This is a genomic window from Streptomyces sp. NPDC096040, from assembly GCF_040303265.1.
Lineage (GTDB): Bacteria > Actinomycetota > Actinomycetes > Streptomycetales > Streptomycetaceae > Streptomyces.
Window position 1 is genome coordinate 369,942 of the sequence record NZ_JBEOTA010000001.1, and the last position, 13,568, is coordinate 383,509.

Here is a 13,568-nt window from a genome sequence, read left to right on the forward strand (position 1 = left end):
AGGCGCCCCCGGTGCGGCCATGAGCCCTGCATGCGCTCCGGCACGCCGGGGCAGAATCCGGGCCGTCACTGCCATGCGTGGTCGGGGGGCCGCGTCCGCTCCACGCCACCTGTCCGTCCAGAAAGCAGGTAGCCGTGCTGCTGCGTCTGCCCACGTCCGTGTCCGAGGCCCGGGAATGTCTGGCCGAGGGGGCGATACCCGTCGGCGGTGCGACCCTCGTATGGGCCGCCTGGCAGCGGGACGGCTTCCCGGAACAGGCGGTGTCCCTGCGGAAGGTGCCGGAGGCGACGGCGATCGGCCAGGGCGTGCTGGGGGGTGCGGTGCTTCTGCACCAGGTGGACGACCGGGTTCCGGAGGTGTTGCGGAAGGCGGCGAAGGGGGTCGGCACGGGCGCGGTGCGCCGGACGGCGACGGTGGGCGGGAACATCGCCGGGTCGAGTCTGCGGGATCTGCTGCCGGCGGCGATCGTGCTGGACGCGTGGGCCGAGGTGCTCACGGCGGACGGGGTGTACGAGGTGGACCTGTCCGAGCTGGAGGCGAAGGCGCCGGTGCTGCTGGCGCTGCGCTGGCGGGAGCCGGTGACCGGGGCGTACGCGAAGGTCGCGGACCCGGCGGGCGGCGAGGTGCCGACGATCGCCGCGGCGGCGGTGGACACGGAGGGTGTGCTGCGGGTCGCCGTGCGGGAGGGGTACGAGCTGAGCAGCGGGAGTATGGGCGCCGCGGGGGGCGGGGTGGAAGAACTGTTCGCCGGGGCGTTGTCGGGCGTTTCGAAGGGAGGACGGTCGCTCTTGCGGGAGCAGGTTTCCCGGGTGCTCGGAGGGTAGTCGGCTGCGGGCCGGTGGGGGCCGATCGCGCAGTTCCCCGCGCCCCTGAAGGGGCGCCACCCAGCCTGCGGGCAGTCGTGCCGCTGGGGCGGCACGGGTGGGCGCAGGCGGCACCCCGCAAGCGCCGGTGAGCGAAACCCCCAGCCCCCACGCACCCGCACCCGCGACCGTCACGCCGTCCGGCCGAAGCCGATCGTCGGTACCGCTCTCCGCAGGGGCCACGGCCTCACCTGGTCCTCCTCCGGCACCAGCCCCTCCAGAAACGCGTACCGTCGCAGCGCCGTCGGGTCCTGGCCTTCCACCGACTGGACCTTCCGCCACCACGCCCCGATCTCCGACCAGCCGGGTGCGGACAGGGAGCCGCCGAACTCCTGGACGGAGAGCGCTGCCGTGAGGCCCGCGAAGGCGAGGCGGTCGGCCAGCGGCCAGTCTGCAAGGGTGCCGGTGACGAACCCGGCGACGAAGACATCGCCCGCGCCGGTCGGGTCGAGGGCCTCCACGGCGATCGCCGGGACCTCCGCGGACTCGCCGGTCCGCCCGTCGACCGCGTAGGCCCCCTCCGCCCCGAGGGTGACGACGGCGAGCGGAACGTACTCGGCGAGGGCATGGGCCGCGGCCCGCGGGCAGTCGGCGCCGGTGTACCGCCGTGCCTCCTCCGCGTTCGGCAGGAACGCCTCGCAGTGTTCGAGATCGGCGAGCCCCGCCAGGTCCCATGCGCCGGTTTCGTCCCAGCCCACGTCGGCGAAGATCCGGGTGCCTTCGGCGGCGGCCTTGGCGATCCAGGGGTTGCGTTTGCCGGGCGTGAGGGAGGCGACGGCGGCACGCGCGTGTGCCGGGTGGCCGGGGGCGTTCTGCTGCCGGAACAGGGTGTCGGCGGGCGGCTCGTGGCCGTGCGAGACCATGGTCCGCTCGCCTTCGTACGCCATGGAGACGGTGACCGGCGAGTGCCAGCCGCGTACGGTCCGCGAGGGGGAGAGGTCGATGCCCTCGCCCTGTTCGAGGGCGTCCCAGCAGTACTCGCCGTAGTGGTCGTCGCCGAAGGCCGCCGCGAGGGAGGTCTTCAGGCCGAGCCGGGCGAGGGCGGTGGCCATGTTGGCGATGCCGCCGGGGCTGGAGCCCATGCCCCGGGCCCAGGACTCGGTGCCGCGCACGGGGGCGGAGTCCAGGCCGGTGAAGATGATGTCGAGGAAGACGGTGCCGGTGAGGTAGACGTCCCAGGGCGGATCGTCCGGCACGCGCAGGCCGGCCAGCGGGTCGACCTGCGCGACGCAGTGCGGTGTCGTTGCTCCCCTGTCGTCGCCGAGGTACTCGGGTTCCTCTCCGGCGAACGCGTTGGACGCGGTCACGGTGCGCTCCCTGGACGTGGTGCGGATCCGGTCAGTCTGCACCATGTCGTGGGAGCGGCGGCGTCTCGCCGTACGACCGCCCGGACGAGCGCCCCTACCAGCGCGGCACGGCCGGTGTGGTCCACCCCGGCTCGGCCACCCGCATCGCGGCCGTGTCGTCGCGGTCGCGGAGCGTTCCGTCGTCGTCCAGCCACCGCTGGTGCAGCGGCCGCAGCCGCTCCCGGTCGAGTTCGACGCCCAGGCCCGGCGCGTCGGAGACGGCGACCCGGCCGCCCTCGAAGACGAGCCGTTCGGTGAGTACGTCCTCGGACTGCCAGGGGTAGTGGGAGTCGCAGGCGTGGTGGAGGTTCGGGACGGTCGCGGCCACCTGGGTCATCGCGGCCAGGCTGATCCCGAGGTGGGTGTTGGAGTGCATGGAGACGCCGACGCCGAAGGTGCGGCAGACGGCGGCCAGTTGCTGGGTGTTGCGCAGCCCGCCCCAGTAGTGGTGGTCGGAGAGGACGACCTGGACGGCACCGCGGGTGAACGCCCCCTGGATCTCGCCGAAGGTCGTCACGCACATGTTGGTCGCGAGCGGCACGTCGGTGCCCACCGCGACCTCGGCCATGGCCGGGGTGCCGAGCGCTGGGTCCTCCAGGTATTCGAGGACGTCCCCGAGTTCCTTCGCGACCTTCAGCGAGGTCTCCACCGACCAGGCGCCGTTCGGGTCGAGCCGCAGCGGGTGCCCGGGAAACGCCTCGGCCAGCGCCCGTACGGCCGCGATCTCCTCGTCGGGCGGGAAGACACCGCCCTTGAGCTTGAAGGAGGTGAAGCCGTACCGCTCCGTGAAGCGGCGGGCCTGCGCGACGATCCCGGCCGGGTCGAGCGCGGCCCCCCAGCCGTCCGGCTCCGCCGGCACTCCCTGCGGGTGCGCGGCCCACTTGTAGAACAGGTACGCGCTGTACTCGACCGAGTCGCGCACCTTCCCGCCGAGCAGGGCGTGCACGGGCAGCCCGAGCGCCTTGCCGAGGGCGTCCAGGCAGGCGACCTCGAAGCCGGAGACCACGGACAGCCGCAGCTTGTCGGCGGTCTGGACACCGCGCAGCCCGCCGACGTCGACCTGCCCGGACACCCTGGCCGCGTCCACGGCGACCTCGTCGGCGACGGCGAACAGCCCGTTCAGATCACTGACCGGCCGGCCCCGCAGCTTCTCGGCGAACGGCCGGGCCAGCTCCAGGTACTTGGTGTCGCCGTAGGTCTCGCCTGTCCCGACCACCCCGTCGGCGGTCTCCACCTCCACGATCAGCCGGGGCGTGTACGGCTGGTGGACGCCCTGCGTGTTCAGCAGCGGCGGATCGGCGACCAGGATCGGCGTGAGGCGGACGTCCGTGATCGTGAGGTTCACAGGGAGGCTCCTACGAGGTCGAGTCCGGCGGTCAGCAGGGCCCTGAGGTCGGCGAGATCGGCGGCCGAGGGGTCGGTGAGCGGGGCGCGGACCGGGCCGACGGGGCGGCCGCGCAGCCGGGCCGCCGCCTTGACGAGGGACACGGCGTATCCGGGGACGCGGTCACGGAGTTCGACGAACGGCACATAGAAGTCGCGCAGCAGCTTGTCGACCGTGCCGTGGTCGCCGGCGCCCAGCGCGTCGAAGAAGGCGTCGGCGATCTCGGGAGCGAAGGCGTGCACGGCGGAGGAGTAGGCGGGGACGCCGACGGTGGCGTAGGCGCGGGCCTGGATCTCGGCGGTGGCGGCGCCGTTGAAGAAGAGGAAGCCCTCCGGGGCGGCGAGGGTGAGCCGCTGGAGCCGGTCGAGGTCGCTGTGCCCGTCCTTGAGCCCGATGACGCCGGGGATCCGGGCGATCCGCATCAACGAGCCGGCCGTGTAGGCGACCTGCCCGCGCTGGTAGGCGATGAGCGGAAGGGACGTCCGGGCCGCGATCTGCTCCAGCTGGGCGACCAGTCCGTTCTGCGGGGCGGCGACGAGGTAGTGCGGCAGCACGAGCAGGGCGTCGGCCCCGGCCTCCTCGGCGACACGGGCGAACCGCACGGCCTGCGCCCAGCCGTACCCCACCCCGGCGACGACAGGCATCCGCCCACCCGCCTCCTCGACCGCGACGGCCACGACCTGCCGGTACTCGTCCTCGTCCAGCGAGAAGAACTCCCCCGTCCCGCAGGCCGGGAAGAGCGCACCGGGCCGGGCGGCCAGCTGCCCGCCGAGGTACTCCCGGAATCCGTCCACGTCCAGGGACCCGTCGGCGTGAAAGGCGGTGAGCGGGAACGACAGCACCCCGCCCGCCATCCCGTCCCGCAGCCTCCGCACCACGCCCTCCGGCTGTCCGGTCACCGAATCCATCTCCCCATGTAGACGTCATCCACGTATAAAAACAAAGACTAGATATGCGAACACCCCCCGTCAACGGCGCACACCGCCCCGCCCCCTTACGATCTGCACATGCCCGAGACAGCAGGCGTCCGTGAGGTGAAGTCCGCGGCGCGCACGGTGGAGCTGCTGGAGCTGCTCGCGGCCCGCGGCGACCGCCCGGCCCGCCTCCAGGAACTGGCGGACGAACTCGGGGTCCCGCGCAGCTCGATGTACGCCCTGCTCCAGACGCTGATCACAAGGGGCTGGGTGCGCACCGACACGACCGGCTCCCTCTACGGCGTCGGCATCCGCACCCTGCTGACCGGCACGAACTACCTGGTCTCGGACCCGCGCGTCCGCCTGGTGCGCCCTTACCTGGACGAGGCGTCGCAGGCGCTGGGCGAGACGATCCATCTGGGCCGCCTGGACGGCCGGAACGTGGCGTACCTGGCTACGCGGGAGTCACACGAATACCTGCGCACGATCAGCAGGGTGGGCCGACGGCTGCCGGCCCATGTGGGCGCACTGGGCAAGGCACTCCTCGCGGAACGCCCCGCCGAAGACCTTCCCGAGGGCCCGTACGAGCCCCTGACCCCCAACTCCCACACCACCCGCGAGTCGCTCACCGCCGACCTCGCCGAGATCCGCGGCCGCGGCTACTCGATCGACCGCGAGGAGGGCGTCGTGGGCATCATCGGCTTCGGCTTCGCCCTGCACTACGACAGCCCGGCCCAGGACGCGATCAGCTGCTCGGTGCCGGTGGCGCGTCTGACGCCGGAGCACGAGGACCGGATCGTCACGGTGATGCGCGAAATCCGAACCCGCATCGAATCAGCGCCGACGGGCGGCACGGTCAACTGGCGCTGACCGGGCTCGTCTTCTTCCAGAGGCGGGGCCCGCCTGTCGACACGCGGCTCGGCAGTCGGCTCAAGGGACGCGAGGAACCGCGCGACAGGGCCCCACTCACCCGCGCTCGCCACCGCACCTGACCCCTACGGCGCGCGGCGCTCCTACCCCTCCCTCCGCCCCCAAAACCCCACATGACCCACATCACACCCCCCGCTCTTCTTCCGCCCTCCCCCACTTGATACAAATTCCCCGCGCGTTCCTGTCCGTCGACGGCCTGCGCCCAACCCCCTTCTTCCGTCGCTTCTTTCGCACGCCCTGGGAACGCCCGTGTTCGCCCGCACCACCCCCTGGCCCCTCGTCGCCCTTTTCACGGCCGGGTATCTCGCCCCGTACCTGCTCCCGACCACCGTCGGCAGGCTCGAATCGGGGCTCCCCGTCTCCGCCACCCAGGCCGGCGCCATCGGCAGTGTCCTGCTGCTGAGTTCCGCGACGGCCGGCTTCCTGCTGGCGTCGCGCGTGGACCTCATCGGCCCCCGCACCCTCGCCCGCGCCGGCCTCCTCCTCGCCGTCCTCGGCTACGGCGGCGCCGCCCTCACCACCCATGTCCCGGCGGTCGTAGCCGGCGCGGCCGTCGGCGGCTTCGGCTCCGGCACGGTCACCGCCGTCGCCGCCACCGGCATCGCCGCGCAGCGGGACCCGCACCGCACCACCACCCTCGGCCTGCTCGGCGTCTCCGCCCTCGCGGGTGCCGTCTATCTGACGGTCCCGCATCTCGGTCCCGGCCATGCGCAGCCCCTCGCCGCGATCGCGTTCACCGCGCTGGCGGTGTGGCCGCTCACCGCCCGGCTGTCCCCCCGTACCACCCAGGCCCTCCCCCGCACCGCGACCGGCTCCCGGCTCCCGCACCTCCGCCCGGGGCTGCTGCTGGCCGCCGCGATGCCGTGCTGGTCGGCCGCGCAGAACTCGCTGTGGGGCGTGAGCGGCCGGATCGGCCTGACGCAGGCGCATCTCGGCGAGGTGACCGTCGGCGTGGTGTTCGCGGTGGCGCTCGGCGCCGGCCTGCTGGGCGTGGTCGGGGCGGGCGCGCTCGGCCCACGGGTCGGGCAGGCCCTGCCGATCGGCCTCGGCACCGTACTGATCGCGGGCTGTATCGCGCTCAGCGCGTCCGCCACGGACCTGACGACGTTCGCGTCCGGCGAGATCGCCTGGAACCTGCTCTACCCGGTCGTCCTGTCGTACGTCATCGGCCTGGCCGCCTCGCTGGACCCGCGGGGCCGCTGGGCGGTGCTGGTCGGGTCGGCGTCGTCGCTGGGGACGGCCGTCGGCCCGATGACCGGCAGCCTGCTGGCGGCCCGGGCCGGTTTCCCGGCGATGGGGACGGTCCTGGCGGTGGGCCTGCTGGCGGTCGCGGTGCCGCTGACGGCGGTGGCGCTGCGGCGCAGGCCCACCACCGTCACCACGACCCACCCGGCGCTCACCGAGGCGACGGTGCAGCTGGACGTCGCCGCCTAGAACTCGTAGGCGTCCACCTCGGCGAGGTACCGGGCCCGCAGTTCCTCGTCGTCCTCCAGGAAGGACGCGACGAAGGAGTTGCGGGCCAGCTCCCGCAGCCGCTCCTCGGACAGGCCCAGGGTGTCGGCGACCGCGCGGAAGTTGTCCTCGACGTAACCGCCGAAGTAGGCGGGGTCGTCGGAGTTGACCGTGCACAGCAGGCCCGCGTCGAGCATCGCCGGCAGCGGGTGCTCGGCGAGCACGTCGACCGCCCGGAGCCGCACGTTCGACAGCGGGCACAGCGTCAGCGGGATCCGCTCCCGCACCAGACGGGCGACCAGGTCCGCGTCCTCCATGCAGCGCAGCCCGTGGTCGACGCGCTCCACGCCGAGCACGTCCAGCGCCTCGGTGATGTAGGCGGGCGGCCCCTCCTCACCGGCGTGTGCCACGCGCCGCAGCCCGAGTTCGGCGGCGGCCTCGTACACCTCGCGGAACTTGGCCGGCGGATGCCCGACCTCGGCCGAGTCCAGCCCGATCCCGGTGATCCGGTCGAGGTGGGGCCGCGCGGCCTCCAGCGTCTCCAGCGCCGAGTCGGCGGACTCGTCCCGCAGGAAGCACATGATCAGCCGGGTGGAGATCCCGTGGTCCTCGGCGCTGCTGCCCAGTGCCCGCCACAGCCCCTCGACGACCGTGCGCAGGGGCACGCCCCGGGCGATGTGCGCCTGCGGGTCGAAGAAGATCTCGGCGTGCCGTACGCCCTGCGCCGCGGCCCGGGCCAGGTAGGCGTCGGCGAGGTCCTCGAAGTCCTGCTCGGTGCGCAGGACGGTCATGAGCTCGTAGTACAGGTTCAGGAAGGACTGGAGGTCCTTGAACCGGTAGGCCTCGCGGAGGGCGTCGGTGTCCGCGTACGGCAGCTCGACGCCGTTGCGTGCGGCGAGCCGGAAAGCCAGCTCCGGTTCCAGGGTGCCTTCGATGTGGAGGTGCAGTTCAGCTTTGGGGAGGGGCATCAAAGCATGGTACGGCCGCTTCACCTGCGCTTCGGAACCGGCACCCGGAGCAGATCACGGGCCACGGTCAGCTCTCCCTCGTATCTGGCGTCCCGCGCCTGCCGCTCGAAGTCGTCGGGTTCGGAGTAGCGCTGGCTGAAGTGGGTGAGCACGAGGTGCCGTACTCCCGCGTCCCGCGCGACGGCCGCCGCCTGTCCGGCGGTCAGGTGCCCGTGCTCCTTCGCGAGTCCGGCGTCCTCGTCGAGGAACGTGGACTCGATGACGAGCATGTCGCAGCCCTCGGCGAGCGCGTGCACGCCGTCGCACAGCCGGGTGTCCATCACGAACGCGAACCGCTGCCCGCGTCGCACCTCGCTGACCTGGTCGAGGATGACGTCCCCGAGGACGCCGTCGCGCTGGAGGCGGCCGACGTCCGGGCCCTCGATGCCGTGCGCGGCGAGCCGTTCGGGCAGCATGCGGCGGCCGTCGGGCTCGACGAGCCGGTAGCCGTAGGACTCGACCGGGTGGGACAGCTTCCTGGCCTGAAGCGTGTACGACGGTGTGACGGCGAGGTCGCCGTCCGCGTCCACCGGGGCCTCGGTGATGCCGACGGTCTCGCGGTAGGCGGTGGCGTACCGGAGCCGGTCGAAGAAGCGCCGGCCGGACTTCGGGTAGTGCGCGGTGACGGGGTGCGGGACCTTGTCGAGGTTGATGCGCTGGATGACCCCGGCGAGACCGAGGCAGTGGTCGCCGTGGAAGTGGGTGACGCAGATCCGGTTGAGGTCGTGCGCGGCGACGCCGGCCCGCAGCATCTGCCGCTGGGTGCCCTCGCCGGGGTCGAAGAGGAGGCCCTCGCCGTCCCAGCGCAGCAGATAGCCGTTGTGGTTGCGGTGCCGGGTGGGAACCTGGCTGGCGGTGCCGAGGACCACCAGTTCACGGACGGACATGGCGACTTATCCGGGCGGCCACTGCAGGCCGCGGCCGCCGATGATGTGCGCGTGGGTGTGCCAGACGGTCTGGCCGGCGCCGCTGCCGGTGTTGAAGACGATGCGGTAGCTGTCCAGCTTGTCCTCGTCGGCGACGGCCTGCGCCTCGCGCAGTAGGTCGGCGGCGATGGTGGGTTCGCCTTCGGCCAGCTCCGCCGCGTCCTTGTAGTGGACCTTGGGGATCACCAGGACGTGGGTGGGTGCCTGGGGGTTTATGTCCCGGAAGGCGACGGTGGTGTCGGTCTCCCGGACGATCGTCGCGGGGACGTGGCCTGCGACGATCTTGCAGAACAGGCAGTCCTCCCGGGGCTCCCCGGCCATGGTGTCTCCTCAGCGGTGATCGGTGTCGCAGGCATCGTATCGTCGCCGGGTGCGGGTCCCCCGTCGGCCGGGCCCCCTCCTCACATCGGAAGCGTGGGCAAGGTCGGTGGGGTCTTCGCCGGAGCCGTCTCCAGAGCCTCCAGCGCTGTCCGCACCGCCTCGTCCAGCTGGGGGTCCCGTCCCGCGCCCCAGTCCTGCGGTGTCTGCACGACCTCCACGTCGGGGTCCACGCCGTGGTTCTCCACCCCCCAGCCGTAGCCCTCCAGCCAGAACGCGTACTTCGGCTGGGTGACCAGCGTGCCGTCGACCAGGCGGTAGCGGCTGTCGATGCCGATCACACCGCCCCAGGTGCGGGTACCGACCACCGGGCCGATCCCCAGCGCCTTGATCGCCGCGTTGACGATGTCCCCGTCCGAGCCGGAGAACTCGTTCGCGACGACGACCACCGGGCCCCGGGGCGCGTCCCGCGGGTAGCTCTGCGGCCGCATGCCGCGCGGCAGGTCCCAGCCGACGATCCGCCGGGCCAGTTTCTCCACCACGAGCTGGGAGGTGTGGCCGCCCCGGTTCTCGCGGACGTCCACGACGATGCCCTCGCGGGCCATCTCCACGGTCAGGTCGCGGTGGATCTGGGCCCAGCCCGGTGCCTGCATGTCCGGCACATGGAGATACCCCAGCCGCCCTTCGGACAGCTCGTGCACATGGGCCCGCCGGTCGGCCACCCACGCGTGGTAGCGCAGCGGTTCCTCGTCCGCGACCGGGACGACGACGGGGTGGCGGAGCTCGCCGCCGCCCGCGGGGGACACGGTCAGTTCGACGGCCTTGCCCGCCGTGCCGACGAGCAGGGGGCCGGGTCCGGTCACCGGCTGGACGGGCCGGCCGGCGACGGCCACGATCGCGTCGCCGGGGCGTACCGCGACGCCGGGTGCGGCGAGCGGGGAGCGGGCGCCGGGGTCGGAGGTCTCGGCGGGCAGGATCCGGTCGATACGCCAACTGCCGTCCGGGTGGCGGGAGATGTCGGCGCCGAGGAGGCCCTGGCGGGCGCCGCGGCCGTGGCCGCCGCGCGGGATGACATACGCGTGTGAGGTGCCGAGTTCGCCCTGGACCTCCCAGAGCAGGTCGACCAGGTCGTCGTGGGTGGCGACGCGGTCGACGAGCGGGCGGTAGCGGTCGAGGACGCCGTCCCAGTCGACGCCGCCGAGGTCCGGCCGCCAGAACTGGTCCCGCATGATGCGGCCGGTCTCGTCGAACATCTGCCGCCACTCGGCGGCCGGGTCGAGGGTCTGCCGTACCCGGGAGAGGTCGACGGTGATGTTGGTGTCGCTGTCGTCGTCGCCGGCGGCACGGCGGTCGCTGGGTACGACCTTGAGCTTGCCGTCGGCCCACAGCAGGACGCGTTTGCCGTCGCCGCTGACCTCGAAGTGGTCGGCGTCGGAGGCGAGGTACTCGATGCGCTGCTGGGCGAGGTCGTAGCGCTCCAGCTCGGTCTTGGGGTCGGGGTCCTCGGGGTGGGCGCGGGAGGCGCCGAGCACGCCGCGCACCGGGTGGCGCAGCCACAGGACGCCGTCCTTGGCGGCGCGCAGGGTGGAGTAGCGGCCGGCCTCGACGGGGAAGGGCACGATCCGGTCGGCGAGGCCGTCCAGGTCGACTCGGGTGGCGGGGGTGCCCTCGGCGTCGGGGGTCTCGTCCTTGTCGGGGGTCTCGAAGGGGCGGCCGTGCCGCTGCGGGCCGAACGGCGAGGGGGTGGTCGCGGCCAGGGTGATCAGGTGCGGGCGGTCGCCGACCACGAAGGCCAGGTCGAAGACGTGCTCGTCGTAGACCGGGTCGAAGGAGCGGGTGGAGAGGAAGGCGAGGTGTTTGCCGTCGCGGGTGAAGACGGGGCCGTAGTCGCGGAACCGCAGCGGGGTCGCCTCGGTGACGGTGAGGTCGGTGGTGTGGGCGATACGGAGCTGGGCGAGCCCACCGGCTCCGGGGTGGGACCAGGCGAGCCAGCCGGAGTCGGGTGAGAACGCCAGCCCGGAGACGTCGCCGTCCTCGCTGCGGTCGACCTCGCGCACCTCTCCCGTCTCGCGTTCGACGAGGAGGAGGCGTCCGTCGTGCGCGGCGACCGCGACCCGGCCGCCGTCGGGGGCGACGGCGAGGTCCAGGACCCGGCCGAGCTGCCCGGCGGCGAGCCGGCGCGGGGTGGAGCCGGGTACGGGGCCGGTGGCGGGGGCGAACTCCAGGGCGTCGTCGCCCTCGGCGTCCGTCACCCACACCACCCACTCCTCCGCGTCCGCGCGGAAGGTGACGGGCAGCCGGGCGCGCACCCCGGGCTGGGCGGCGAGGGCGCGGGCGGGGCCCGACCGGTGGGTCACCCAGTGCACGCCGCCGCGCACCAGGACGGCGCTGCCGCGCGCGGTGTGGTCGGGCGAGGCGGAGCTGAACCAGCGGGCCGCGTCGACCGGGCGCGGCTGCCGGTCCACCCGGGCCCCGCCGAGGCGGATGTCCAGCCGGCGCGGTTCGGCCCCCTCCAGGTCGTCAAGGAGCCGGAGTTCACCCGCCGAGGAGTAGACGACCCGGGTACCGTCACCGGCCAGGTGCCGGGCGTAGAAGCCGTCGAGGGGGGTGTGCCGGCGCAGATCGGAGCCGTCGGCGAGGGAGGAGTAGACCGCGCCCGTCCCCTCGTGGTCGGAGAGGAAGGCGATCCGGTCTCCGGCCCACACGGGGTATTCGAGGTTCCCGTCCAGCTCCTCGTGCAGCCGTACGAACTCCCCGGCGCCTTCCCCGTCGTGGACGTTCCTGTCGATCCACAGCTTCCCCGCCGTACCGCCCCGGTACCGCTTCCACCAGGCCGCCTCCCTGCCCATCGGCGCGGACAGCAGCACCGTGCCCGGCCCGAAGGCGACATGGCCGACCGGGCCGTACGGCAGGACGGCGGACGGTCCGCCGTCGAGCGGGACGGTACGGGCCCAGCTGCGCCGGAGGCTGGCCTGGCCGTAGGTGCTGACCGCGAGGACCTGCCCGTCGGCGGTCCAGCCGCGCACCTGGGTGCGGGAACTCCCCCAGTACGTCAGGCGGGTCGAGGTGCCGCCGTCGACGGGGGCGATGTGGATCTCCGGGGCGCCGTCGCGGGTGGAGGTCCAGGCGACCGTGGTCCCGTCGGGCGAGATGCGCGGCAGCGTCACGGGGACGTTGTCGGCGCTGACCCGCCAGGCCCGGCCGCCGTCCAGGGGCGCCAGCCACACGTCGTCCTCGGCGGTGAAGGCGACCAGCTCACCGTGGACATGGGGAAATCGGAGGTAGGACCGCGGTCCTGTCGCTGCACCCTGAGTCACCCGCTCAGCCTATGCATCGCGGCGGGTTCGCGGTGGCCGATTTCGATCACTTGCCCTGTACCGGCCAGCACTTGGGGTCGCCCTGGCACCAGACGGTCTTCGTCACGGTCACGGTGGGGCCCGGCTGCTGCCCGTAGGTGGGCGCCCGGTAGGTGTTGTTGTACGTCGGTCCGGGCGTGGCGTCGCAGTTGCCGAGGCCCTTGACCCGGAACCACTCCTTGCCGCCGACCTCGGCGACGAGGTTCCCGCGCACACAGGCCCCGCTGACGGCCTTGGTGACCCTGCCGGTGACGGTGATGTCCCGGCCGTCCTTGGTCCTGCCCCGGCAGTCCACGGAGACGACGGTGGTCTCGGAGGCCGAGGGCGTCTTCCCGGACCTGGTCGCCGACGAGCCGTAGTTGCCGGTGCAGGTGAGCCAGCTGACGTCGACGTGCTGCCGTTTCAGCTCGGCGGTGGCGGTCCGGTCGGTGGTGTACGCGACGGTCGCGGAGTTCAGGTCGGTCGGCCGGCAGCCCACCACACCGCCCACGGCGACCACCGCGAGCCCCGCCAGGGCCGCCACCCTGGTCACGTGCGGCCGGCGCGTCACGTGCGGCCGGCGCCAAATCGGCCTCAATGCCCCCATGGAGGGCAGCCTGCCACCGTCCCGTCCGTGACGGTAGGGGGCATACGGCCACTCACGTGTTCGGAGTTGTCCCCCTGGAGGCCGACGGCCTCCTCAGGTGCGCAGCAGCAGCCACTCCTGGAGTTCCACCAGGTTGCCCTCCGGGTCCTTGAGGTGGGCGACGCGCATGCGTTCCGTCATCTGCGTCGGCCCGTGCACCAGGGCCGCGCCCCGCTCGGCGATCTGCCCGCAGTAGGCGTCCAGGTCGTCGACGCGCAGCACCACCAGCGAACGGTGCCCGGTCGCCGTGTCCCCCAGCTCGCCCAGCACCTCGGCCATCATGGCCCGGTCCTGCAGGGCGATCCCCGCGGACCCGGCGTGCGGGCTGAACTTCTCGTACGGCCCCTCGCTCGCCCCCGACTGCGGCTTCAGCCCGAGCACTTCGGCGTAGAAGCGGTAGCAGGCGGCGAAGTCGGAGACCAGGAGCCGGACTTGGGCGAGTTCCAC

At 73.1% G+C, this 13,568-nt stretch carries 12 protein-coding genes; 3 read left to right on the forward strand and 9 right to left on the reverse strand.

Features of this window, described 5'->3' with window-relative positions:
- Window positions 1-134: 134 nt before the first annotated feature.
- Entirely contained in the window at window positions 135-824 is a 690-nt protein-coding gene (locus ABTY98_RS01685) for an FAD binding domain-containing protein (protein WP_352218844.1), read from the forward strand.
- A gap of 170 nt (window positions 825-994) precedes the next feature.
- Here the strand turns inward: ABTY98_RS01685 and ABTY98_RS01690 are convergent, their stop codons facing one another.
- The 3 genes from ABTY98_RS01690 to ABTY98_RS01700 form a co-directional block, all read right to left on the reverse strand.
- Window positions 995-2,170 (reverse strand): carbohydrate kinase family protein, encoded by a 1,176-nt coding sequence (locus ABTY98_RS01690; RefSeq protein ID WP_352218845.1) that lies wholly within the window; start codon window positions 2,168-2,170, stop codon window positions 995-997.
- A gap of 94 nt (window positions 2,171-2,264) precedes the next feature.
- Window positions 2,265-3,554, reverse strand: coding sequence for a glucarate dehydratase family protein (locus ABTY98_RS01695; RefSeq protein WP_352218846.1), 1,290 nt, complete (start codon window positions 3,552-3,554; stop codon window positions 2,265-2,267).
- Window positions 3,551-4,501, reverse strand: coding sequence for a 5-dehydro-4-deoxyglucarate dehydratase (locus ABTY98_RS01700; RefSeq protein ID WP_352218847.1), 951 nt, complete (start codon window positions 4,499-4,501; stop codon window positions 3,551-3,553). Before ABTY98_RS01700 ends, ABTY98_RS01695 begins: the two co-directional genes overlap by 4 nt.
- Window positions 4,502-4,600: 99 nt before the next feature.
- On the opposite strand from ABTY98_RS01700, the gene ABTY98_RS01705 reads away from it, so the two are divergent.
- Together ABTY98_RS01705 and ABTY98_RS01710 are read left to right on the forward strand one after the other, a co-directional pair.
- Window positions 4,601-5,377 carry an IclR family transcriptional regulator gene (locus ABTY98_RS01705; RefSeq protein ID WP_352218848.1) on the forward strand — a complete coding sequence of 259 codons (777 nt, stop codon included), beginning with the start codon at window positions 4,601-4,603 and terminating at the stop codon, window positions 5,375-5,377.
- A gap of 309 nt (window positions 5,378-5,686) precedes the next feature.
- A complete protein-coding gene (locus tag ABTY98_RS01710; RefSeq protein WP_352218849.1) occupies window positions 5,687-6,871 on the forward strand; it encodes an MFS transporter in 1,185 nt (394 codons plus the stop codon).
- Here the strand turns inward: ABTY98_RS01710 and ABTY98_RS01715 are convergent.
- The 6 genes from ABTY98_RS01715 to ABTY98_RS01740 form a co-directional block, all read right to left on the reverse strand.
- Window positions 6,868-7,857, reverse strand: coding sequence for an adenosine deaminase (locus ABTY98_RS01715; protein ID WP_352218850.1), 990 nt, complete (start codon window positions 7,855-7,857; stop codon window positions 6,868-6,870). The genes ABTY98_RS01710 and ABTY98_RS01715 overlap by 4 nt on opposite strands.
- A gap of 20 nt (window positions 7,858-7,877) precedes the next feature.
- Entirely contained in the window at window positions 7,878-8,783 is a 906-nt protein-coding gene (locus tag ABTY98_RS01720; RefSeq protein ID WP_352218851.1) for a ribonuclease Z, read from the reverse strand.
- A 6-nt stretch (window positions 8,784-8,789) separates the two neighbouring features.
- Window positions 8,790-9,143 carry a histidine triad nucleotide-binding protein gene (locus tag ABTY98_RS01725; protein ID WP_352218852.1) on the reverse strand — a complete coding sequence of 118 codons (354 nt, stop codon included), beginning with the start codon at window positions 9,141-9,143 and terminating at the stop codon, window positions 8,790-8,792.
- Between the two features lie 80 nt (window positions 9,144-9,223).
- On the reverse strand, window positions 9,224-12,457 hold the full coding sequence (locus ABTY98_RS01730) for a S41 family peptidase (protein ID WP_352218853.1): 3,234 nt from the start codon (window positions 12,455-12,457) through the stop codon (window positions 9,224-9,226).
- Window positions 12,458-12,503: 46 nt separating this feature from the next.
- On the reverse strand, window positions 12,504-13,082 hold the full coding sequence (locus ABTY98_RS01735; protein WP_352218854.1) for a hypothetical protein: 579 nt from the start codon (window positions 13,080-13,082) through the stop codon (window positions 12,504-12,506).
- A gap of 93 nt (window positions 13,083-13,175) precedes the next feature.
- Window positions 13,176-13,568: a VOC family protein gene (locus ABTY98_RS01740; protein ID WP_352218855.1), complete on the reverse strand. Its 393-nt coding sequence runs from the start codon at window positions 13,566-13,568 to the stop codon at window positions 13,176-13,178.

Bases quoted from the DNA above. Each gene is read 5' to 3' on its own strand.
- ABTY98_RS01700 (WP_352218847.1), bottom strand. From the start codon at position 4,501: ATGGATTCGGTGACCGGACAGCCGGAGGGCGTGGTGCGGAGGCTGCGG.
- ABTY98_RS01715 (WP_352218850.1), bottom strand. From the start codon at position 7,857: ATGCCCCTCCCCAAAGCTGAACTGCACCTCCACATCGAAGGCACCCTG.
- ABTY98_RS01705 (WP_352218848.1), top strand. From the start codon at position 4,601: ATGCCCGAGACAGCAGGCGTCCGTGAGGTGAAGTCCGCGGCGCGCACG.
- ABTY98_RS01720 (WP_352218851.1), bottom strand. From the start codon at position 8,783: ATGTCCGTCCGTGAACTGGTGGTCCTCGGCACCGCCAGCCAGGTTCCC.
- ABTY98_RS01725 (WP_352218852.1), bottom strand. From the start codon at position 9,143: ATGGCCGGGGAGCCCCGGGAGGACTGCCTGTTCTGCAAGATCGTCGCA.
- ABTY98_RS01735 (WP_352218854.1), bottom strand. From the start codon at position 13,082: ATGGGGGCATTGAGGCCGATTTGGCGCCGGCCGCACGTGACGCGCCGG.